Origin of the sequence: Xanthomonas sp. BRIP62411 (genome assembly GCF_003993525.1) — a bacterium.
GTDB lineage: Bacteria > Pseudomonadota > Gammaproteobacteria > Xanthomonadales > Xanthomonadaceae > Xanthomonas > Xanthomonas euroxanthea.
On record NZ_QEZI01000008.1, the window covers coordinates 269,660 to 292,914 of the forward strand.

The following is a 23,255-nucleotide window of genomic DNA, read 5'->3' on the forward strand; positions in this document are numbered from 1 at the left end:
AGCCGGCTTGCTGCACCCGGCGATGCGCAGGACTCAGCGGCCGTGCTGCAGGAACCAGCTGGCCGCGCCGATCACACCGAGCTGGCCGTGCTCGACGATGCTGACCGGCACCTGCTCCAGCGCCGGACGCAATGGACCCTTGTCGAGCAGACGTGCGACGAAATCGCTTGCGGCCACGAACGCGGCGATCTGCGGCAGGAAGCCACCCGCCAGATAGACGCCGCTGCGCACGCCGTAGAGCAACATCATGTCGCCGACCACGCTCCCCATGAAGCCGCAAAACGCCTGTAGCGCGTCGCGTGCCAGCATGTCCTCGCCAGCCAGTGCCGCGGCGGTGACGTCGGCCGGGCTGGCGTGCACCACCGGCACGCCACGCAGCGCGGCCAGGGCGGTGTAGAGATTCAACAGGCCCGGGCCGGACAGCAGATGCTCGGTGGCCACGTGCGTGCGCGTGCGACGCAGCTCCTGCAGCAGGGCCACTTCCAGATCGCTGGCTGCCGCAAGCGCGGCGTGGCCGGCCTCGGTCGGCAACACCACCGGGTTGGCGCCATTGGGAATCCACAACGCCGCGCCCAGGCCGGTGCCGGGGCCGAGTATCAGCGCCGGACCCGGCGCGCCCTGCGGCGGGCCGGACAACTGCATGACCTGATTGCCGGCCATGTAGTTGGCCGCATGCGCCACCGCTTCGAAATCGTTGACCAGATGCAACGCCTGCATGCCGAGCTGGCGACGGATCTGCTCCGGCGACAGTACCCACGGCAAATTGGCGGTGATCACGCTGCCGTCTTCCAGCGCATAACCGGCACTGGCGATGACGCCGCGCATCACCGGTGCGCAGCCCAGCTCCGCAAAGAACGCGGCCATGATCTCGGCCAGGCCCGGATAATCGGCGCATCGGTACTTGCGATAGTCCAGCACCGTGACCGGTTGGCGTGGATCGACGCCTTCGCACACCAGCGCCAGGCGTACATGCGTCCCGCCAACGTCTGCGGCAACGAAGGTTTCGGGGCGTGGAAAGGCCACCGCTTCCATTGGACTGCTTGCGCTCACGCATTCTCCTGATAAGTGGTCGCGGGCTGGCGTCATCTTCCGTTATCCGACGAACGGTCACGGATAGACAACGTTGTCAGTAATCGCCTTGTAACGCAACCGTGGCGATCAGGATTTGAACAGGATGCCGCCAATTTCATCATCCACTGAAAATCCGCACCCCGGGCAACGATTTCAGCACAAATCGAGACGACGTATCGGGCTGTGCGCCATTCCCCATAGAAACAGCCGATCGCACCGCAGGCACATCATTGGTGCGCCGCGCGGTCGCGGCGGCACCCTGCGCGGCATCGCCGGGAAATGCTGCATTGCAGCGCAATCGCAGCAGCTTCAGAGATCTGTGACGATGTGTTGACAACGCTGTCAACGCTACGCGAGACTCGATCCAAATCGGGGTTCTGGCAGGAGGGGCCATGGACTGTTCGGTACTCAAGAACGGGCGACTCCCTCGTCGGCGCATTCCAGATTCGTGAGTGGGACATCACCCGATGTTCGCTCGCTGAAGTCGCATCCGCTCCACCGCTTCACCACACGGGGGACACCTCCTCTACCACGCGAATCACCTGGACCCGCCTCTCATGGCGCGCGCCAGTGCGGTCACCGCGATCGGTCAGGGCGTGTTGTTTTGCCGGCCACGCCGAGCGCGTGACGCCTTCCAGAGGCGGCGCGCTCACAGCACTAACCAACGAGGTTTAGCCATGCACAGCCGCACCACGACGTTAGCACTCTGTATCACCGCCGCTCTGTACTGCTCCGGCTCTGCAATGGCTGCCGGACAAGACCAACAGGCTCCTGCCGCCACACCGTCGGCGACCACTGAGCTGGACACCATCACCGTCACCGGCTACCGCGCATCGCTGGAGAAGAGCCAGTCGGTCAAGCGCTCGGCCAACTCGATCGTCGATGCGATCAGCGCCGAAGACATCGGCAAGTTCCCGGACATCAACGCTGCCGAATCGCTGTCTCACCTGCCGGGCATCAGCGTCGATCGCCAGTTCGGCGAAGGCGAGAAGGTCAGCATCAACGGCACCGACCCGGCCTTGAACCGCGTGCTGCTCAATGGCCAGACCATCGCCTCTGGCGACTGGGGCGGCAACCCGACCGACACCAGCGGCCGTACCTTCAACTACACCCTGCTGTCGCCGGAAATCATCGGCCTGATGGAGGTCTACAAGACCCCGGAAGCGCGCATCGACGAAGGCTCGATCGGCGGCACCGTGATCGTGCACACCCGCAAGCCGCTGGACCTGCCCAAGAACACCATCCGCGGCTCGGTCGGCTACAACTACAACGACCGTTCGGAAGAAGGCAATCCGCGCGGCTCGGCGCTGTGGAGCTGGAAGAACGACGACGAGACCTTCGGCGCGTTGATCTCCGCCACGCATGACAAGCAGGACCTGGCGCGCGCCGGTATCGAATACTTCGGCTACACCACCGGCGAAGGCATTCCGGCCAGCGCCACCATCACCGGCGACGGCAGCGATGTGGCCACCGCCCGCGTGCCGGCCGGCATCAGCAGCGCGTTCTTCCAGCAGACCCGCGAACGCAGCGGCCTGCAGGGTGCGTTGCAGTGGAAGCCCAATGAGCAGAACGAGTTCAACCTGACCGGCCTGTACATCAAGGGCAAGTACAACAACTTCAGCCAGGCGCGGTATGTGTGCCCGGCATGTAATGACGACCGCCAGAAGATCACCAGCGCCAACGTGGAAAACGGCGTAGTGACCTCGGCCACGGTCAGCGATGGCGCCGCCGGGCAACCGTACGCGCAGCTGGATGCGAACTATCGCGAAAGCACCGTCACCACCAAGAGCCTGAACCTGCGCCACGACTGGTCCGGCGAGAAGTGGGTGTTCACCAGCCAGGTCGGCAGCACGCAGGCCACAGGTGGCAAGAACCCCGAATACCTGATGAAGTTCCTGATGCAGGACGGCGGCTACAACTACGCCTTCGACGGCCAGAACACCGCGGTGAACTACGACAACGGCGGCGCCTCGAACTGGGTGTTGCCGGGTAATCCCGCAGGCCTGGCACCGGGCCAGCAGGGGAACATCCCCGGCACCAACACCGGCATCATGCAAGCCGGCGGTATCGCGTACCAGAAGAGCAAGGACGAGGAAAAGTACTTCCAGTGGGACGCCTCGCGCGACCTTGAGTGGGGCCCGTTCACCAAGCTGCAGTTCGGCTATAAGTACATCAACCACAACAATGGCGTGGACGCGCGCGGCAACCGCATCAACTCCACCGACGCGGTCTCGCTGACACAGTTCAACCCGGGCAGCACGCCCAGCAGCCTGTACGACGGCCTGGGCGCCAGCGGCGACCTGACCACCTGGCCGACCGCCAGCCTCAATGCCGTGCGCAACTATCTGTTGTCGCAGCCGCAGGGTCCGTACCGCACCGATTTCGGTGCCTCGTTCCAGGTCAAGGAAATCACCCAGAACGTCTATACGCAGTTGAACTTCGAGTCCGGCCAGTGGCGCGGTAACGTCGGCGTGCGCCTGGTCGACACCACCGACAAGTCCGAGTTCTGGCAGAGCAACGACGGCGGCACCAACTTCGACCGTGTCGCCGAGACCAACGACTATCGCAAGGCACTGCCGAGCTTCAACATCGCCTACGACATCACCGACGACACCGTGCTGCGCTTCTCGGCGGCCAAGGTCATCGCACGTCCGCGCTACGCCGATCTGGCCGGCACCTTCACCATCAACAGCGGTACCGGTGACCTGACCGCCAACGGCGGCAACCCGGATCTGAAGCCGTACGAATCCACCAACTACGATCTGGCAGCCGAGTGGTATTTCGCTCCGTCCAGCATGTTGTCCGGTGAAGTGTTCTACCGCGACATCAGCTCCTACATCGTCAGCACCACCACTTCCCAGCAGCTGAATCCGGCCCCCCCGGCCATTGCCGGTCTGTATCAGGTCACCACGCCGGTCAATGTGTCCGATGCCAAGGTCAAGGGCGTGTCGGTCAACTACCAGCAGACTTTCGGTCTGGGCTTTGGCCTGCAGGCGAACTACACGTTCGCCGAATCCGATTCCAGCTCGGGCTTGAACCTGCCCTACCTGTCGCGCGACACCTACAATGTGATCCCGTACTGGGAACATGGCGACTGGACGGTACGCGTGAACTACAGCTATCGCTCCAAGTACTTCACCCAGATCGGCCGGCTGGAATCGCGTGACTTCGCCGATGCCTACAAGCAGCTGGATCTGAATGCCTCGTACCAGATCACCGATTACATGGGCATCACCTTCGGCGCGACCAACCTGCTCGATTCCACCTACCGGGTCTTCAGCAACACCCGCGATACCCCCACGGCGTTCTACAAGAACGGCCGCGGTTATCAGGCCCAGCTGAACTTCAAGTTCTGATGTAGCACCGGCGCGCCACCGCCCCTCCACGGTGGCGCGCTTTTTTTGGACTTGCCCTGCGCGCTGCGGCGGCAGGTCGTTGCATGCACCAAACAGTGGTACTGGCCACGCCCCTTCGCCGCTGAGGGAGCATGGCCAGTCCCGCTTTTGCCATCCACGCACGGCTGCAGCACTGCCGGCGCGTCTTGCTCAACAGGAGTGCAGTTCCCATGACGACCGATAGCCGCGTGTTTGCGGCTCCATCCCGCCGCCACGCCGGAGCTGTACCCAGGAGTCGTGCGCTCGCGCTCGCTCTGCTGGTGGCCTGCCCGGTGCTGTCGTTGCACGCGCAATCGCCCACCGCGCCGACCGCCACCACGCTCAGCCCGGAACAGATCGACCAGCAGTGGCTCAATGCCACCGCCAAGTACGCACCCGAACGCGAACGGCTGGTACGCGAAGCCGAACAGGGCGCGCGCAAAGGCCCGTTCCGCCCCGACTGGGCGGCACTGAAGGCCTATCAATCGCCGGCGTGGTACGACAATGCCAAGTTCGGCATCTTCATTCATTGGGGCGTGTTCTCGGTGCCGGCGTTCGGCAGCGAGTGGTATTCGCGCAACATGTATCTGCAAGGCTCAAAGGAGTTCGCCCATCACGTGGCGACCTACGGGCCGCAGGCGAGCTCCGGCTACAAGGATCTGATTCCAAAGTTCACCGCGCCCAAGTTCGACCCCAATGGCTGGGCCAAGCTGTTCCGTGACTCCGGCGCCCGCTATGTGGTGCCGGTGGCCGAGCACCATGACGGCTTTGCGCTGTACGACTCCAGGTTGTCGGACTGGACCGCGGTCAAGATGGGGCCAAAACGCGATCTGCTGGGCGAGTTGTCCAGGTCGATCCGCGCGCAGGGGCTGCACTTCGGCCTGTCCTCGCACCGCGCCGAGCACAACTGGTTCTTCGACGGCGGGCGCACCTTCGACTCGGACGTCAACGACCCGCGCTATGCCGCGCTGTACGGCCCGGCGCAGGTACGCCTGCCGGGCAAGGACGATGCCGATGTGGCCAACGACTGGACGCCGGTGTCGCAGGCCTGGCTGGATGACTGGCTGGCGCGCACCACCGAGCTGATCGATACCTATCAGCCGGACCTGATCTATTTCGACTGGTGGATTGCCCACCCCACCTTCCGCAGCAGCCTGCCGACCATGCTGGCCTATTACTACAACCAGGGCGCGGCACGCACCGAGGCCGATCGCGGCGTGGTGGTGAACTACAAGCTCGGCGCCTTCCCGGAAGGCGCCGGCACGCTGGACATCGAGCGCGGCCAGCTCACCGGCATCCATCCCACCCACTGGCAGACCGATACCTCGGTCAGCAATGCGTCGTGGGGCTACATCGAGAACGACACCTACAAGTCGCCGACCTTCATCATCCACATGCTGGCCGACGTGGTGGCCAAGAACGGCAACCTGATGCTCAACATCGGCCCGCGGGCCGATGGCTCGATCCCCGATACCGAGCGCGGCATCCTGCTGGCGATCGGCAAGTGGCTCAAGACCAACGGCGGCGCGATCTACGACAGCAAGCCGTGGCGCGTGTACGGCGAAGGCCCGACCGAAGTGGTTGGCGGCACCTTCCAGGACGTCAAGACCAAGCCCTACACCGCCGAAGATTTCCGCTTCACCACACGTGATGGCGCGCTGTATGCGATCGAGCTCGGCTGGCCGGCCGGTGGTCAGGCGGTGATCCGCTCGCTCACGCCGGCCGATGGCGTGCGCGGCGTGACGCTGCTGGCCAACGGCAAAAAAATACCGTTCGAACAACGCGCCGACGGCCTGCACTTGAAATTGCCGGCCAAGCCGGTCGGCGAGAGCGCGTACGTGTTCCGCATCGATCTTTCTTCTTCCTCCACTCCCTGACGGATGCTGTTTTCATGAGCAAGCGATTGACCTGGATCCTGCTGGCGCTGGCGCTGGTCTGCGCGCCGGCCCTGGCCAAAACCCCCACCGCGTTGTTCTATCTGATGAACACGCAGAAATCGACCAACTCGTTCCTGGCCAATGTCGACAAGATCGACGTGGTGGTGCCGACCTGGTACGGCGTTGACCAGAACGGCCTGGTCAACGGCACGCCCAACATGTACCTGTACGACATCGCCAAGCAGAAGAACCTGCGGGTGATGCCGATCCTGTCGATGACTACCGGCCGCGACGGCTTCCACAAGCTGATGCACGACGAAGCCGCCAAGAAGCGCATGATCGAATCGCTGCTGATCCACGGCAAGCAGCACAGGTACTACGGCTTCCAGTTCGATTTCGAGAACATCGCCTGGACCGACCGCGACGCCTATACGCTGATGGTCAAGCAGACCGCCGATGCACTGCACAAGGCCGGCTTCAAGATGTCGGTGGCGGTGGTGCCCAATGCACCGGGCCATGCCGAAGGTGGCCAGTTCTCCAAGTGGATGTGGGAATACTGGCGTGGTGCCTACGACCTGAAGGCGCTGGGCCAGGCCGCGGACCTGGTCAGCATCATGACCTACGACCAGCACACCCGCTGGACCACGCCGGGCCCGGTCGACGGCATGGTGTGGATGAAGAAGCATCTGGACTACGCCATCACCCAGGTGCCGAAGGACAAGCTCTCGCTTGGCATCGCCACCTACGGCTACCGCTGGTACACCGGTAATCCGGTCAAGGAAGACGGCACCGAAGCGTCGAATATTTCGGCCACGTATATCGATGCCGACGAATCCTTCCCGCTGGCGATCGAACAGAACGCCACCGTGCAGTGGGATCCGGTCGAGCAGGAATCGTGGTTCTACTTCTACCGCGACGACATGCGCGAGTGGGTGTTCCGCCCGGACGCACGCAGCTTCAAGGCACGCTACGACCTGGTCAAGCAGTACGGCCTGGAAGGTTTCAGCTGCTGGGTGCTGGGCGCCGAAGACCCGAAGGTGTGGGACGAATTGCCGACTGCGCAGCGCTAAACGCGCCATCGCACCGCTGCAGTGCCTGGCGGGCGCGGGCGGTGTCCGCATCGGAATGCGTCCACTGCAAGCCGATGTGCACACTCCCCGCGCCCGTCCTGCAGCGAACCACACCGATGCGTGGTTCCTGCAAAACAGCGCACGCACCCCGACGAAGCGTGCGCCAGTCCCTGCGTCATCCGGCATGGCTTTGCTACTGTGCGTGGCTGCCGTGTCTCCCCCGCCACACCGGGATGTGATTGCATGATGTCGAACTCCGCACCGAACCTGCGCTCACCATTCTCCAAGCGGCCGTTGCCGGGCAGCGTGTCGTCGCGCCCGCTGTCAGCGCGGCCACGTTCCTGGCGCCTGCTTGCAGTGCCGTTTGCGGCGATGCTGTTGGCAGGGTGTGGCCAGCGCCAGACGGCGACCGCGCCGGCTGCGGACCACCCCCGCACCACCTCGACATTGCCTGCGACCACCGCACCGCTGCCGCTGATTCCCGCCCCGGCCGAAGCCAGGCGCGGCAATGGCAGCTTCCGCGTCGGCACCGGCACGGTGATCTCCATCCCCATCGGCAATGCCGAGGTGCGCCGCAGCGCCGAGTCACTGGCCAGCCTGTTGCAACGCACCCGTGGCCTGACCCTGGAAGTGCGCACCGAAACCACGGCGTCGCCGCACAGCATCCGCCTGGAGCGCACACCGCAGGCGCCGGTGGCGCACAAGGAAGGCTATAGCCTGGACGTGGATGGCAACGGCATCCGCATCGCCGCGCGCGATGGCGCGGGCCTGTTCTATGGCGCGATCAGCGCCTGGCAACTGATGACGCCGGACGCGCGCAAGGGCGATGTCGCCGTGCCGGCGGTGGCGATCCGCGACTGGCCGCGTTTCGGCTGGCGCGGCCAGCATCTGGATGTGGCCCGCCACTTCCACGACGTGGCCACGGTCAAGCATGTGCTCGATGCAATGGCCGCGCACAAGCTCAATGTGCTGCACTGGCACCTCACCGACGACCAGGGCTGGCGCATCGAGATCAAGCGCTATCCCAAGCTCACCGAGGTGGGCGCCTGGCGCACACCGCCGGGCGCCGGCCGGCACGGCACGCCGGAGCGCTATGGCGGTTTCTATACGCAGCAGCAGATCAGCGAGATCGTTGCCTACGCGGCCCGCCTGCATATCACCGTGCTGCCGGAGCTGGACATGCCAGGACACGCGCAGGCGGCGGTGGCAGCGTATCCGGAAGACGTCGGCGTGCCCGGCCAGCGCACCCAGGTTGGCGTGGACTGGGGCGTCAATCCGTACCTGTTCAACACCAGCGAACGCAGCCTGCGCTTCATCACCAACGTGCTGGACGAGGTGCTGACCCTGTTCCCGTCGGCGTATATCCACATCGGTGGCGACGAGGCGGTCAAGGATCAATGGGAAGCCTCGCCTGCGGTACGCGCGCAGATGCGCAAGCTGGGGGTCAAGGACGCGCATGCGATGCAGGGCTGGTTCAACGAACAGCTTGCGGCCTACCTCACCAGTCACGGCCGGCGCATGATCGGCTGGGATGAAATTCTGGAAGGCGGCGTGCCGGCGAGTGCGTCGGTGATGTCGTGGCGTGGCATCGAGGGTGCGGTCACTGCGGCCAAGCAAGGCCACGACGTGGTGCTGGCGCCGGGCGACTGGCTGTATCTGGACAACCTGCAGACCACCCGCAGCGACGAGCCCAACGGCCGCCTGACCGTGCTGCCGTTGTCCAAGGTCTACGCCTTCGACCCGGTGCCGAGCACACTGACTGCCGAGCAAGCCACGCATGTCCTCGGCGCGCAGGGCGCGTTGTGGTCCGAATACATTCCATCCAGGTGGCATATCGACCACGCGCTGTTCCCGCGGCTGTCCGCGGTGGCCGAAGTCACCTGGTCGCCTGCGGCTGCGCGCAACTGGAAGGATTTCCTGGCGCGCATGCCGGCCCAGCTGCAGCGCTATAAAGCGTTGGGCATCGACTACAGCGACGGCGCCTTCGCCGCCGATATCGCATTGGAAGGCGGCCCCAACCCGGTGCTGGCCGGTGGCCCGGCCAAGGTGGCACTCGGCACCCAGGCCGGTGCGGGCACGCTGCACTACACCACCGATGGCAGCGATCCCACGCCGGCATCGCCGCGCTACGAGGCGCCGTTCACGATCCAGCTGCCGACCACGGTCAAGGCCACCGCCTTCGATGCCGGCGGCACCGCGCTGGCGGCCACGCGCAGCCGCACGTTCGAGCGTGCCGGTCTGTTGCGCGTGGACACCCAGGGCCTGCGCGATTGCGTGCAGATCGGTGCGCTCGGCCTGCGCCTGCCGTTGTTGCCGGAGATGACTGGCGCCGACACGCCGGTCTACAACGTCGACCTGTTCCATGCCTGCCGTCTCTATCCGCAGGCGCGCCTGGATGGCATCGGCGCGATCCGCATCGAGGCTGCACGCCTGCCGAACAACTTCGGCCTGGCGCACGAGCAATCCAAGGTGGTGCAGTACCCGGCCAAGACGCGCCGCGGCGAGCTGGAAGTGCGCCTGGGCTGCGAGGGCGAGCTGGTCGCCAGCGTGCAATTGCCCAATAGCGCCACGCTGGGCGAACAGTTCACGCTGGAAACCGCACTGCCTGCACGCACCGGCATCCACGATCTATGCCTGCGCTTCACCGCGCCGATTCGCGGCCCGTTGTATGCCATCGGCGCCGTCCAGTTGATTGAAACCACTGCGCAGGCGCCTCCCGCCGCCACGCGCTGATCCATCCAAGGAGAGTCACCCATGCCCCTGTCCCGCCATCGTTGCATTCCTGCCCCCGCCCGCCTCGGGCTAGCCCTGGCCTTTGCCATCTCGCAGGCCTGGGCGGCTCCGCCCACGGCAACGCCCCTGGACAGCGGCTGGCAGGTGCGGTTGGTGCCGGGCCAGGAACAGGCCAGGACGTATCCGAAAGCGGCGGCCTGGTTGCCGGCGCAGGTGCCGGGCGCGGTGCAGACCGATCTGATCGCCGCCAAGATCGTGCCGGACCCGTTCTATCGCGACAACGAGGGCGAGATCCAGTGGGCGGGCCTGAGCGACTGGCAATACCAGACCCGCTTCAACGTGGACGCGGCCACGCTCAAGCGCGCGCATGTCGAGCTGGTGTTCGACGGCCTGGACACGTTTGCCGAGGTCACCCTCAACGGCAAGCCGCTGCTGAGCGCCGACAACATGTTCCGGCAGTGGCGGGTGGATGCCAAACCGCTGCTCAAGCGCGGCGACAACGTGCTCGAGGTCAAGCTGTTCTCGCCGATCAAGAAGATCCAGCCGTGGCTGGCCAAGCAGCCGTACGCGCTGCCGGGCGCCTACGATTCGGCCTTCGGCGACGAGCCCGAATCGCGCCACAGCTCCACCTACGTGCGCAAGGCGCCGTATAGCTATGGCTGGGACTGGGGCCCGCGCATGGTCAACGCCGGCATCTGGAAGGATGTGCGCGTGGAAGCCTGGGATGCGGTGCGCGTGGACGGGCTGCATATCGCCCAGCAACGCGTCGACGCCGACAGCGCGCAATTGCAGGCGCAGCTGGAACTGCAGGCCGGCCGCAGCGGGCCGGTGCAGGTGACGCTGGATGTGCTGGGACCGGATGGCCAGAAGGTCGGCCAGTTCACCCAGGACGCGGTGGTCGACCCGGGCCAGAACCGCATCGATCTGCCGGTGCGTATCGCCAAGCCCAAGCGCTGGTTCCCGGCCGGCTACGGCGCGCAGGACCGCTACACCTTCGTGGCCAGCGTGCGCGACGCCGATGGCGACAGCCAGCAGATCAAGCGCGTCACCGGCCTGCGCTCGGTGGAGCTGCGCCGCGAAAAGGACACCTGGGGCAAGAGCATGGAGATCGTGATCAACGGCATCCCGATCTTCGCCAAGGGCGCCAACCTGATCCCGCTGGATGCCTTCCCCGCGCGCGTTACTGCCGAGCGTATGCGCAGCACCTTGCAGGATGCGCGCGACGCCAACATGAACATGCTGCGCATGTGGGGCGGCGGGCATTACCAGGACGACCGTTTCTACGAGGTGGCCGACGAGCTGGGCATCATGATCTGGCAGGACTTCATGTTCGGCGGCGCCGTGCCGCCGTACGACGTGGAGTTCCGCGAGAACACCCGGCAGGAGGCGATCGAACAGGTCAAGCGCCTGCGCGACCATCCCAGCATCGTGCTGTGGTGCGGCAACAACGAAGTGCAGACCGGCTGGGAAAACTGGGGCGACCGGGTCAAGTTCAAGCAGTCGGTGGACCCGGAAGAACGCAGCCGCATCGAGCGCGGCATGACCACCTTGTTCGGCACCGTGTTCCGCGAGGTGGTGGCCACCTACGACAGCGACGTGCCGTACTGGTCCACCTCGCCGGGCACCAACTTCGATGGCGCTGCCGACCAGGCCACCGATGGCGACATGCATTACTGGAAGGTCTGGGGCGGCCCCGCGCTGCCGGTGACCGAATATCTCAATGTCACCCCGCGTTTCATGTCCGAGTACGGCCTGCAGTCGTTCCCGGACATGCGCACCGTGCGTGCCTTCGCCGAACCCGGCGACATGGACCCGGAATCGCCGGTGATGCGCGTGCATCAGAAGTTCGACAAGGGCAACGGCAACAAGCGGCTGATGCTGTACATCCGTCGCGAATTCGGCGAGCCCAAGGATTTCGAGAGCTTCGTCTACCTTAGCCAGCTGATGCAGGCCGAGGGCATCAACCTGGCCGCCTCGCATCTGCGCGCCTCGCGCCCGCAGTCGATGGGCTCGTTGTACTGGCAGCTCAACGATGTGTGGCCGGGTGCGTCGTGGTCCAGCGTGGACTACTACGGCCGCTGGAAGGCGCTGCAGTACCACGCCCGCCGCTTCTATGCGCCGGAGCTGATCGCCGCATTGCGTAATGACAAGGGCCAGACCGAGGTGTCGCTGGTGTCCGACCGCACCACTCCGCTGGCGGCCCGCTGGCGCATGCGGGTGATGAGCATGGACGGCAAGCTGCTGAGCAAGCGCGAGGAAAAGGCCACCGTCAAGCCGCTCAGCAGCCTGCAGGTGGGCAACTTCAGCGACAAGCAATTGCTGGGCAGTGCCGATCCCAAGCGCACTTACGCGGTGTTCGAGTTGTTCGACGGCGCCAAGCTGCTGTCGCGCGAAGTGGTGTTCTTCGCGCCGGCCAAGCAGCTGGCCTTGCCGACCGCGAAGATCGACAGCCAGTGGCGCGCCGATGGCGATGGCTATGCGCTGACGCTGTCCAGCGACACGCTGGCGCGCGAGGTGTGGCTGTCGTTCGGCGACCTGGACGTCAGCGTGGCCGATAACGCCTTCGACCTGCTGCCGGGCGAACCGCTGACGCTGCACGTGTCCAGCAAGCTGCCGATGGCGCAGGTGCAGTCTGCGTTGCAGGTGCGCGACCTGGCATCGACGCTGGCCGGCGCGCCGCCGGAACCGCCGGAGGCAGCGGCGGCGAAATGAGCGGCGAGCTGGCCCTCATCCGCCCTTCGGGCACCTTCTCCCGCCAGGCGGGAGAAGGACGCGATCTCCGTCCATGCATGCGCTTGGTCCGCGTCTGCATCTCACGCGTAGGGCGCCCCCCGCCCGGCGGAAGAAGGACTCGCTGTCCGCTCGTGTATGCGCTTGTTCCGCGCATGCGTTTTGCGCGCATGGCGTCTCCCGCCCGGCGGGAGAAGCACTGGCTGTCCGTTCATGCATGCGCTTGTTCCGCGGATGCGTTTCGCGCGCATGGCGTCTCCCGCCCGGCGGGAGAAGAACTGGCTGTCCGCTCATGCATGCGCTTGTTCCGCGGATGCGTTTCGCGCGCATGGCGTCTCCCGCAGATTTGGTTTCCTGTCATACGCACTCTTCGCACCCTTGCATCGCATCCACCTTAGGAAAATGACGTGATCTCCTGCCGTGCGTGCCCTCTCCCAAGGCGCGCCCCTCTCCTCCCTCGCGCGGCCTCGTCCCGCGTTGGCTGTCCTTCTCCCGCGGGCGGGAGAAGGTGCCCCGCAGGGGCGGATGAGGGCCCGCCGCGGTAACAGCAACATCCACCACGGGCGATGGCGCGCATGACGCCGCCAGATCCTCAACCCGCCGCAGCCCCTGCGGCAACACCAGAACGACGCCGGGCGAATCTCGCCGCTGCGCAGGAGTGAATCGATGTCATCCGTGTTTGTATCGCGTCTTGCCATGGCACTGGGGCTGAGCCTGGGCCTGCCCTGCATCGCGCACGCCGCGCCCGCCGACCGCAGCAGCACGCCGGAGCAGCGCGCCGCCGCGCTGGTGGCGCAGATGAGCCGCGAGGAAAAGGTCGCGCAGGCGATGAACGATGCGCCGGCGATTCCGCGCCTGGGCATCCCCGCCTACGAATGGTGGAGCGAAGGCCTGCACGGCATCGCGCGCAATGGCTACGCCACGGTGTTTCCGCAGGCGATCGGCCTGGCCGCCAGCTGGAACACCGCGTTGATGCAGCAGGTGGGCACGGTGGTCTCGACCGAGGCGCGCGCCAAGTTCAACCAGGCCGGTGGCCCGGGCAAGGACCACAAGCGCTATGCGGGCCTGACCATCTGGTCGCCCAACATCAATATCTTCCGCGACCCGCGCTGGGGCCGTGGCATGGAAACCTACGGCGAGGATCCCTTCCTCACCGGGCAACTGGCGGTGGGCTTCATTCGCGGGTTGCAGGGCGAGGACCTCGGTCACCCGCGCACCATCGCCACGCCCAAGCACATCGCCGTGCACAGCGGCCCGGAGCCGGGCCGGCACAGCTTCGACGTGGACGTGTCGCCGCGCGATGTGGAGGCGACCTACACGCCCGCCTTCCGCGCCGCCTTGATCGACGGCCAGGCCGGCTCGGTGATGTGCGCATACAACTCGCTACACGGCACGCCGGCCTGCGCCGCCGACTGGCTGCTCAACGGCCGCGTACGTGGTGACTGGGGCTTCAGGGGCTTCGTGGTGTCCGACTGCGATGCGGTGGACGACATGACCCAGTTCCATTACTTCCGCCCGGACAATGCCGGCTCCTCGGCCGCATCGCTCAAGGCCGGGCACGATCTCAACTGCGGCTACGCGTATCGCGCCCTGGGCACGGCCATCGCACGTGGCGAAGTGGACGAAGCCCTGCTCGACCAGTCATTGGTGCGCCTGTTCGCGGCGCGCTATCGCCTGGGCGAACTGGAAGCCCCGCGCAAGGATCCGTATGCCAGGCTCGGCGCCAAGGACATCGACAACGCGACCAACCGCGCGTTGGCGCTGAAGGCTGCCGCCGAATCGATCGTATTGCTCAAGAACGATGCCGGCACGCTACCGCTGAAACCCGGCACGCGGCTGGCGGTGATCGGCCCGAACGCCGATGCCCTGGCGGCGCTGGAAGCCAACTATCAGGGCACCTCCTCCGAGCCGGTGACGCCTTTGCTCGGCCTGCGCCAGCGCTTCGGCACCCAGCAGGTGAGCTATGCGCAAGGTGCGCCGTTGGCCGCCGGCGTGCCGGGCATGATTCCGGAAACCGCGCTGCGCAGCGACGGCAAGCCGGGATTGCGTGGCGAATATTTCGACAACGTCGAGATGACCGGTGCTGCGCGCGTGGTGCGGCAGGACCGTGTGGTGAGTTTCAACTGGGACCAGGTCACACCCGCCAAGGGCGTGCCGGCCGATCGCTATGCGGTGCGCTGGAGCGGCGAGCTGCTGCCGCCGAGCGCGGGCGACTACACGCTGGCGGTGCGGGTGGCGCGCTGCTTCGATTGCGCCGGCCACGATCCGGTGCGGCTGTACATCGACGACAAGCTGGTGGTCGCCGGCAATGCCGAAGACAAGCACGTGCCGGCCGGCATGCACAACGCCGATGGCCGCAGTGTGGAAACCGTGCTGCACTTCGACGACACCCGCCCGCGCAGGATCCGTCTGGAAATGGAGCACCGCGGCCAGGACCAGGGCCTGCGCCTGGAGTGGCTGGCACCGGCGGCGGCGCAACTGGCCGAAGCCGAGCAGGCGGTGGCGCAGGCCGATGCGGTAGTGGCTTTCGTCGGCCTGTCGCCGGATGTGGAAGGCGAGGAACTGCGCATCGACGTGCCCGGCTTCGATGGCGGCGACCGCAACGACATCGCCCTGCCCGCTCCGCAGCAGGCGCTGCTCGAACGCGCCAAGGCCTCCGGCAAGCCGCTGGTGGTGGTGCTGATGAGCGGCAGCGCGGTGGCATTGAACTGGGCCAAGGCCCATGCCGACGCGATCGTGGCGGCGTGGTACCCGGGCCAGTCCGGCGGCACCGCGATCGCACGCATGCTGGCCGGCGACGACACCCCCGGCGGGCGCCTGCCGGTGACCTTCTATCGCTCCACCAAGGACCTGCCGCCCTACGTCAGCTACGACATGAAGGGCCGCACCTACCGCTACTTCAAGGGCGAGCCGCTGTTTCCGTTCGGCTATGGCTTGAGCTACACCAGCTTTGCCTACAGCGCGCCGCAGCTGTCCACTGCAACCCTGCAAGCTGGCAGTCCGTTGCAGGTGACCACCACCGTGCGCAACACCGGCACGCGCGCCGGCGATGAGGTGGCGCAGGTGTATCTGCAATATCCGCAGCGCCCGCAGTCGCCGTTGCGCAGCCTGGTCGGCTTCCAGCGTGTGCACCTGCAGCCGGGCGAGCAGCGCACGCTCACCTTCACCCTCGATGCGCGCGCCCTGAGCGATGTGGATCGCAGCGGGCAGCGTGCGGTGGAAGCCGGCGATTACACGCTGTTTGTCGGCGGTGGCCAACCCGGTACCGGCGCGGTCGGCGAGGCGGCAGCGTTTTCGATCTCGGGGCGTTCGCCATTGCCGAAATGAGCGGTGGGTGTGCGTCAGGCAACGGCGTCGGCTGTGAGGGCCGGCGCCTGTTGCATGGGGCAGCGGAAGGACGTTGCGGTCGGCGACATTGCCCGAGATCAGGCGAGGCGGCACGCGCAGGCTCCGCTACCAGGCCGGTCGGCGCCGTGCCGGCCTGCCGATCCCGCCGCACGTTTCCACCGCGATGACCGTGGTTGCACGGCAGCCAGGCGATGTCGTACGACCGCAATAGACGTGGACCAGCCACCACCACCACTGCCGCAGGCCACGCATACGGCGCCGAATTGTGCGGACGCACTATGCACATTCGGCGCACACGTTGTATGGTCATCGGGAATTGGTCATGCATAGGTCTCATCATCGGCCGGGCACGTGATGCCGCCGATGGAACGATGTCCGCTGCGTCGACCGCTTGCTGAAATCCAGGGAGTTCCAGCTCATGCACACCCGCCGCGACATCCTTCAGCTGCTCGGCGCCAGCGCGGGCGCCGGCTTGCTGGCCGGCGCACTGCCCGCGTTTGCGGCCGGCACCTCCACGGCCGCCGGCACCTTCGTCAGCAAGCGCCCACCCAAGCCGCAGCGCCGCTTCGTCAGCAAGGCGGTCGAGCAGCAGATCGTGCAGATCAAGGCGCGCATCGCCGATCCCGAGCTGGCCTGGCTGTTCGAGAACTGCTACCCCAACACGCTGGACACCACGGTGGAAACCGGCACCCGCAACGGCAAGCCGGACACCTTCGTCATCACCGGCGACATCCACGCGATGTGGCTGCGCGACTCCTCCGCCCAGGTGCATCCATACGTGCCGCTGGCCAGGCGCGACCCTGCGTTGCGGCGCATGTTCCATGGCCTGATCCAGCGCCAGGCCGCCTGCATCCGGCTCGACCCGTATGCCAACGCCTTCCTGCCCGATGGCCAGACCCAACGCCTGAAGTGGTCGCTCAACGACATCACCGAGATGAAGCCCGGCGTGGGCGAGCGCAAGTGGGAAATCGATTCGCTGTGCTACCCGATCCGCATCGCGCACGAATACTGGCGCGCCACCGGCGATGCCGCCCCGTTCGACGACGACTGGCGCGCGGCAATGCACGTGGTGGTCAGGACCTTCCGCGAGCAGCAGCGCAAGGACAACCGCGGCCCGTACGTGTTCCAGCGGCCCTCGCCGCTGGCGACCGAGACGCTGGTGCTGGAAGGCTACGGCCAGCCGACCCGGCCCAACGGCATGATCCACTCGATGTTCCGCCCCTCCGACGATGCCTGCGTGTATCCGCTGTTCGTGCCGGCCAACCTGTTCGCGGTGGCCTCGCTGCGGCAGCTGGCCACGATGAGCACGGCCTTGCACCGCGATGCCGCGTTCGCCGCCGACTGCACCGCGCTGGCCGACGAAGTGGAAACGGCAACGCGCCAGTTCGGCCAACTGCGCGACAGCGACGGCCAGGCGTACTGGGCATTCGAAGTGGACGGTTACGGCAACCAGTTGTTCATCGACGACGCCAACGCCCCCGGCCTGCTCAGCCTGGCCTACCTGGGCTGCTGCGACCGCGCCGACCCGGTGTTCCTGCGCACCCGCCAGCTGGCCTGGAGCGAACGCAATCCGTACTTCTCGCGCGGCCGTGCGGCCGAAGGCGTCGGCAGCCCGCACAGCGGCATGGGCACGATCTGGCCGATGTCGATCATCCAGTACGCGCTGGTCAGCGACGACGATGCACAGTTGCGCCAATGCCTGCAATGGCTGAAGACCACCCACGCCGGCACCGGCTTCATGCACGAAGCCTTCGACAAGGACAACCCGAGCACCTTCACCCGCGACTGGTTCGCCTGGGCCAACACCTTGTTCGGCGAACTGATCATCGACCTGCACCAACGCAAACCCCAGCTGCTGCGCAATAGCTGATGGTTCGAAGTGCGCGTGCTGCCATCCCGGGCAGACACGGCGCAGCGCTTGATGTTCCCTTCTCCCGCCGGGAGAAGGTGCCCGAAGGGCGGATGAGGGTGCCCCGGCATCGGCCCGCAAATTCAGAGACCACACCATGGCAACACGACGCGGTTTTCTCCAAGGCGCCATCGCAGCAGCCCTGTTCGGCAGCACCGGCCTGCCCGGGCTTGCCCGCGCGCGCGCCGGCAACTACGCACTGCCTGCCGATGCGCGCGCCCGCGCCGAGCTCACCCGCCATGTCGATGTGTTCATCGGCACCGGCGGCCATGGCCACACCTTTCCCGGCGCGACGCTGCCGTTCGGCATGGTGCAGCTGAGCCCGGACACCTACAACGCGGTCTGGGATTCGTGCTCCGGCTACCACGAGTCCGACGGCTCGATCATGGGCTTTTCGCACACGCATCTGTCCGGCACCGGCATCGGCGACATGCTGGACGTCCTGCTGGTGCCGGCCACCGGCGAGGTCAAGCTGGTGCCGGGCGCGCTCGATGCGCCGGACAGCGGCTACCGCTCGCGCTACGACCATAGCGATGAAGCCGCCTCGCCCGGCTACTACCGCGTGCGGCTCAAGGACAGCGGCGTGCATGCCGAGCTCACCGCCACCACGCGCGCCGGCCTGCACCGTTACCACTTCCCCAAGGGCAAGCCGGCGCACGTGCTGCTGGACCTGTGCCACGGCATGCAGGACAAGCCCGGCATCCCCACCCGCGTGAGCGATGCGCAGCTGCGCGTGGTCGATGCACAGACCATCACAGGCGGGCGCCGCGTCCACCAGTGGGCCAAGGGGCGCTACATCTACTTTGCCCTGCGGCTGTCGCGGCCGTTCGCCAGCGTGCAGCTGTACGACGAAGATCAAGCGCTGCCTGCCGGCACGCGCAGCCGCGACGGTAGCCACCTCAAGGCCGCGTTGCACTTTCCCGATGCATCCGACGCACCGCTGCTGATCAAGGTCGGCATCTCCGCCGTCAGCGCCGACAATGCGCTGGCCAACCTGGATGCCGAGCTGCCCGATTTCGACTTCGCCCGCGTGCATGCGCAGGCCGTGGCCGCCTGGGAGAAGGAACTGGCACGCGTGCGCATCGACAGCGATGACGATGCGCAACGCCGCATCTTCTACACCGGCCTGTATCACAGCCTGCTCGCGCCCACCCTCTTCAGCGACGTGGATGGCCGTTACCGCGGCATGGACCTGCAGATCCACACCGCCCCCAAGGGCTATCACAACTACAGCACCTATTCGCTGTGGGACACCTACCGCGCCGCGCACCCGCTGCTCACCCTGGTGCAACCCGAGCGCGTGCCGGACCTGGTGCAGTGCCTGGTGCGCGGCGCCAACGAATGCCCGGACGGCGTGGGCATCTGGCCGCTGCAAGGCGTGGAAACCGGCTGCATGATCGGCTACCACTCCGCAGTGGTGCTGGCCGAAGCGCATGCCAAGGGCTTCACCGGCATCGACTACACAGCCGCCTGGCCGGCCTACCGCAAGCGCGCGATGGACGACACCACCCACGGCCTGGCGGACTACCGCAAACTCGGTTACATCCCCGCCGACAAGGTGGACGAAGCGGTCAGCCGCACGCTGGAATACGCCTATGACGACTGGGCCTGCGCGCACCTGGCCCAGGCCGCTGGTGCCACCGACGATGCACGCGCACTGCGCGAGCGCTCGCGCAACTACCGCAACGTGTTCAATCGCGACAGCGGCTTCGTGCAGGCGCGGCTGGAAGACGGCAGCTGGGCCACCCCGTTCGACCCGCGCGGCATGGGCCACATCAGCAAGTGGCGCGACTTCACCGAGTCCAACGCCTGGCAGGCCACCTTCCTCAACCAGCACGACCTGTACGGTTACATGGACCTGTACGGTGGCCGCGACGGCTTCGTGGCCAAGCTCGACGAACTGTTTTCCACCAGCTCCGAGCTGCCGGCCGATGCGCCACCGGATATCGACGGCCTGGTCGGCCAATACGCGCACGGCAACGAGCCCAGCCACCATGTGGCCTATCTGTTCGCCTACGCGGGCCAGCCGTACAAGACCCAGGCCATGGTGCGCCGGCTGCTGCGCGAGCAGTACCACGATGCGCGCAATGGCCTGTCCGGCAACGAGGATTGCGGGCAGATGAGCGCCTGGTTCGTGCTCAGCGCGCTCGGGCTGTACGCGGTGGACCCGGTCAGCGGCAACTACGTCCTCGGCAGCCCGTTGTTCAAGCGCGCAGAACTGGATGTCGGCAACGGCCGCACGCTGCGCATCGTGGCCAACAACAACAGCGCGCAGAACGTGTATGTGCAGTCGCTGACCTGGAACGGCAAGCCGATCAACCGCAGCTGGATGCGACATGCCGATCTGGCCGCCGGCGGCACGCTGGAATTCACGATGGGCGCCAAGCCGAATCCGGTCTTCGGCGCGAACAAGGAGGATCTACCGCCGTCGTTCGCATAGCGTACGTGCCCGGCATCGCGCCAATCGCAATGGGAGGCCGCCCTTCCCTTTCCCGCAGCGGAAGGCTTGTATTTCCTTCTCCCGCAAGCGGGAAGCTTGCTTTTTCCTTCTCCCGCGAGCGGGCGGCTTGCTTTTCCTTCTCCCGCAAGCGGGAGGCTTGCCTTTTTCCTTCTCCCGCAAGCGGGAGAAGGTGCCCGAAGGGCGGATGAGGGCCAACACGCAAGCGGCCTCACGCAAAAACCAATCCACCCCCATCGTCACCAGTCACTCGTCACCGCCGGGAATCGCCCATGTTGCGTAGCACCCTCAGCCCCCTCGTCCTCGCCCTCGCGCTGGCACTTCCCGCCGCCGCCAGTGCCGCCGACACCCACGCCGACACCTGGCCCAGCTTCGGCACGCAAGGCACGCAGTTCGTGCGCGACGGCAAGCCGTATCAACTGCTCTCCGGCGCCATCCATTTCCAGCGCATCCCGCGCGCCTACTGGAAGGACCGCCTGCAGAAGGCGCGCGCACTGGGCCTGAACACGGTGGAGACCTACGTGTTCTGGAACCTGGTCGAACCGCAGCAAGGCCGGTTCGATTTTTCCGGCAACAACGACGTGGCCGCGTTCGTGCGCGAAGCGGCCGCGCAAGGCCTCAACGTGATCCTGCGTCCCGGCCCCTACACCTGTGCCGAGTGGGAAGCCGGCGGCTACCCGGCCTGGTTGTTCGGCAAGGACAACATCCGCGTGCGCAGCCGCGACCCGCGTTTTCTGGCCGCCAGCCAGGCCTACCTGGATGCGGTGTCCCAACAGGTGCACCCGTTGCTCAACCACAACGGCGGGCCGATCATCGCCGTGCAGGTCGAGAACGAATACGGCTCCTACGACGACGACCATGCCTACATGGCCGACAACCGCGCCATGTACGTCAAGGCCGGCTTCGACGACGCCTTGCTGTTCACCTCCGATGGCGCCGACATGCTCGCCAACGGCACCTTGCCGGACACCCTGGCGGTGGTGAACTTCGCCCCCGGCGAGGCCAAGAGTGCGTTCGACAAACTGATCAAGTTCCGCCCCGGGCAACCGCGCATGGTCGGCGAATACTGGGCCGGCTGGTTCGACCATTGGGGCAAGCCGCACGCCAGCACCGATGCCAAGCAACAGACCGAAGAGCTGGAGTGGATCCTGCGCCAGGGCCACTCGGCCAATCTCTACATGTTCATCGGCGGCACCAGTTTCGGCTTCATGAATGGTGCCAATTTCCAGGGCAACCCCAGCGACCATTACGCCCCGCAGACCACCAGCTACGACTACGACGCCATCCTGGACGAAGCCGGCCGCCCCACGCCCAAGTTCGCGCTGATGCGCGAGGCCATCGCCCGGGTCACCGGCGTGCAGCCGCCGGCACTGCCGGCACCGATCGACACGGCGGCCCTGCCGGAAACGCCGCTGCGCGAATCCGCCTCGCTGTGGGACAACCTGCCCGCACCGATCGCCATCGACACCCCGCAGCCGATGGAGCACTTCGGCCAGGATTACGGCTACATCCTCTACCGCACCACCGTCACCGGCCCGCGCAAGGGGCCGCTGTACCTGGGCGAGGTGCGCGATGTCGCGCGGGTGTACGTCGATCAGAAGCCGGTCGGCAGTGTCGAACGCCGGCTGCAGCAGGTCTCCACCGATGTGGATATTCCTGCAGGCCAGCACACACTGGATGTCCTGGTCGAAAACAGCGGCCGCATCAACTACGGCCCGCGCATGGCCGACGGCCGCGCCGGGCTGGTCGACCCGGTGCTGCTGGACAACCGGCAGCTCACCGGCTGGCAGGCCTTCCCGTTGCCGATGCGCTCGCCCGACAGCATCCGCGGCTGGACCCGCAACGCCGTCGCAGGCCCCGCCTTCCATCGCGGCACGCTGCGCATCGGCACACCGGCCGACACCTACCTGGACATGCGCGCCTTCGGCAAGGGCGTGACCTGGGCCAACGGCGTCAACCTGGGCCGCCACTGGGCCATCGGCCCGCAGCGGGCGTTGTATTTCCCGGCCCCGTTCCAGCGCAAGGGCGACAACACCGTGGTGGTGTTCGACCTGGACAGCACCGCCAAGCCCGGCGTGCGCGGCCTGCAGCAGCAGGTGTGGATCACGCCGAAGGAGTAGGGGGCAGACGGATGGCCGGCGGCTGACGCTCGCGCACCCGCCGGCTTGGCAACCGCAAGCCGCCTGTGCGTGTCCGCCGATGGGCCAAACCAACCGCCAGGCAACCCGCCTGGCGCTCCCGGGGCTGGCCGGCCTTCAGACTACCGCGCGCCCGCCGCTATCTGGAGGTCAACTGCCCGCATAGGGTCTGCTACCTGTGCGGTATCGGACTGATCGCATTCCAGGCAAGATCACCGGCTCACGCCGTTGTGGAAGGCAGTGGCGCATTCCCGTCGTTCCATCGGGCGACGGTCAGTTCGTGAGTTCCAGGAGCGTTTCATGTCGTCGTCCACCGTTACGCAAGACCCTGTCTCCGCGGTTCCGGAGCAGACCCAGCACGCCTTTGCCGAACACGTCCACAGCAAGCCCGCCCCCGGCCAGCCGATCGGCAGCACCGAAGCGGCGCACCTGATGACCTTCCTGAGCCAGACCCACTCGGCCAGGCAGCCGCAGATCCTGCTGCCGCCACAGGAACGCGACGACAGCGCCGCCTGAGCCCAGCCGCGCGCCGGCGACAGCATGTCTG

Annotated in this window: 11 protein-coding genes; 10 read left to right on the plus strand and 1 reads right to left on the minus strand. The window is 66.4% G+C overall.

The genetic code is table 11. The features are described from left to right. Window positions 1–33 precede the first annotated feature (33 nt). Entirely contained in the window at window positions 34–1,032 is a 999-nt protein-coding gene (locus EO139_RS05555) for a glucokinase family protein (RefSeq protein ID WP_181116100.1), read from the minus strand. A gap of 716 nt (window positions 1,033–1,748) precedes the next feature. Between EO139_RS05555 and EO139_RS05560 the strand changes: the two genes are divergently transcribed. From EO139_RS05560 to EO139_RS05605, 10 genes are all read left to right on the plus strand, one after another. Beyond that, window positions 1,749–4,427 (plus strand): TonB-dependent receptor, encoded by a 2,679-nt coding sequence (locus tag EO139_RS05560; RefSeq protein WP_115677701.1) that lies wholly within the window; start codon window positions 1,749–1,751, stop codon window positions 4,425–4,427. Between the two features lie 209 nt (window positions 4,428–4,636). Then, window positions 4,637–6,322 carry an alpha-L-fucosidase gene (locus EO139_RS05565; RefSeq protein WP_126969636.1) on the plus strand — a complete coding sequence of 562 codons (1,686 nt, stop codon included), beginning with the start codon at window positions 4,637–4,639 and terminating at the stop codon, window positions 6,320–6,322. A gap of 14 nt (window positions 6,323–6,336) precedes the next feature. Next, on the plus strand, window positions 6,337–7,392 hold the full coding sequence (locus tag EO139_RS05570) for a glycosyl hydrolase family 18 protein (RefSeq protein WP_115677703.1): 1,056 nt from the start codon (window positions 6,337–6,339) through the stop codon (window positions 7,390–7,392). A gap of 243 nt (window positions 7,393–7,635) precedes the next feature. After that, window positions 7,636–10,125 (plus strand): family 20 glycosylhydrolase, encoded by a 2,490-nt coding sequence (locus tag EO139_RS05575; RefSeq protein WP_241235915.1) that lies wholly within the window; start codon window positions 7,636–7,638, stop codon window positions 10,123–10,125. A gap of 21 nt (window positions 10,126–10,146) precedes the next feature. Next, a complete protein-coding gene (locus EO139_RS05580) occupies window positions 10,147–12,837 on the plus strand; it encodes a glycoside hydrolase family 2 protein (RefSeq protein ID WP_164739742.1) in 2,691 nt (896 codons plus the stop codon). A gap of 684 nt (window positions 12,838–13,521) precedes the next feature. Then, window positions 13,522–16,182, plus strand: a complete 2,661-nt coding sequence (locus EO139_RS05585; protein ID WP_126969638.1) for a glycoside hydrolase family 3 C-terminal domain-containing protein — start codon at window positions 13,522–13,524, stop codon at window positions 16,180–16,182. A gap of 439 nt (window positions 16,183–16,621) precedes the next feature. Continuing rightward, window positions 16,622–18,073: a glycoside hydrolase family 125 protein gene (locus EO139_RS05590; RefSeq protein WP_126969640.1), complete on the plus strand. Its 1,452-nt coding sequence runs from the start codon at window positions 16,622–16,624 to the stop codon at window positions 18,071–18,073. Between the two features lie 136 nt (window positions 18,074–18,209). Beyond that, the gene (locus tag EO139_RS05595; protein ID WP_126969642.1) at window positions 18,210–20,552 is read left to right on the plus strand and encodes a GH92 family glycosyl hydrolase; all 2,343 of its coding nucleotides are present in this window, start codon (window positions 18,210–18,212) and stop codon (window positions 20,550–20,552) included. Window positions 20,553–20,842: 290 nt separating this feature from the next. Continuing rightward, a complete protein-coding gene (locus EO139_RS05600) occupies window positions 20,843–22,690 on the plus strand; it encodes a beta-galactosidase family protein (RefSeq protein ID WP_126969644.1) in 1,848 nt (615 codons plus the stop codon). Between the two features lie 318 nt (window positions 22,691–23,008). Beyond that, window positions 23,009–23,224 carry a hypothetical protein gene (locus tag EO139_RS05605; RefSeq protein ID WP_104648211.1) on the plus strand — a complete coding sequence of 72 codons (216 nt, stop codon included), beginning with the start codon at window positions 23,009–23,011 and terminating at the stop codon, window positions 23,222–23,224. Window positions 23,225–23,255: the final 31 nt, after the last annotated feature.

Coding starts and splice junctions, on each gene's coding strand:
- EO139_RS05555 (WP_181116100.1), bottom strand. CDS start 1,032: ATGGAAGCGGTGGCCTTTCCACGCCCCGAAACCTTCGTTGCCGCAGAC.
- EO139_RS05560 (WP_115677701.1), top strand. CDS start 1,749: ATGCACAGCCGCACCACGACGTTAGCACTCTGTATCACCGCCGCTCTG.
- EO139_RS05565 (WP_126969636.1), top strand. CDS start 4,637: ATGACGACCGATAGCCGCGTGTTTGCGGCTCCATCCCGCCGCCACGCC.
- EO139_RS05570 (WP_115677703.1), top strand. CDS start 6,337: ATGAGCAAGCGATTGACCTGGATCCTGCTGGCGCTGGCGCTGGTCTGC.
- EO139_RS05575 (WP_241235915.1), top strand. CDS start 7,636: ATGATGTCGAACTCCGCACCGAACCTGCGCTCACCATTCTCCAAGCGG.
- EO139_RS05580 (WP_164739742.1), top strand. CDS start 10,147: ATGCCCCTGTCCCGCCATCGTTGCATTCCTGCCCCCGCCCGCCTCGGG.
- EO139_RS05585 (WP_126969638.1), top strand. CDS start 13,522: ATGTCATCCGTGTTTGTATCGCGTCTTGCCATGGCACTGGGGCTGAGC.
- EO139_RS05590 (WP_126969640.1), top strand. CDS start 16,622: ATGCACACCCGCCGCGACATCCTTCAGCTGCTCGGCGCCAGCGCGGGC.
- EO139_RS05595 (WP_126969642.1), top strand. CDS start 18,210: ATGGCAACACGACGCGGTTTTCTCCAAGGCGCCATCGCAGCAGCCCTG.
- EO139_RS05600 (WP_126969644.1), top strand. CDS start 20,843: ATGTTGCGTAGCACCCTCAGCCCCCTCGTCCTCGCCCTCGCGCTGGCA.
- EO139_RS05605 (WP_104648211.1), top strand. CDS start 23,009: ATGTCGTCGTCCACCGTTACGCAAGACCCTGTCTCCGCGGTTCCGGAG.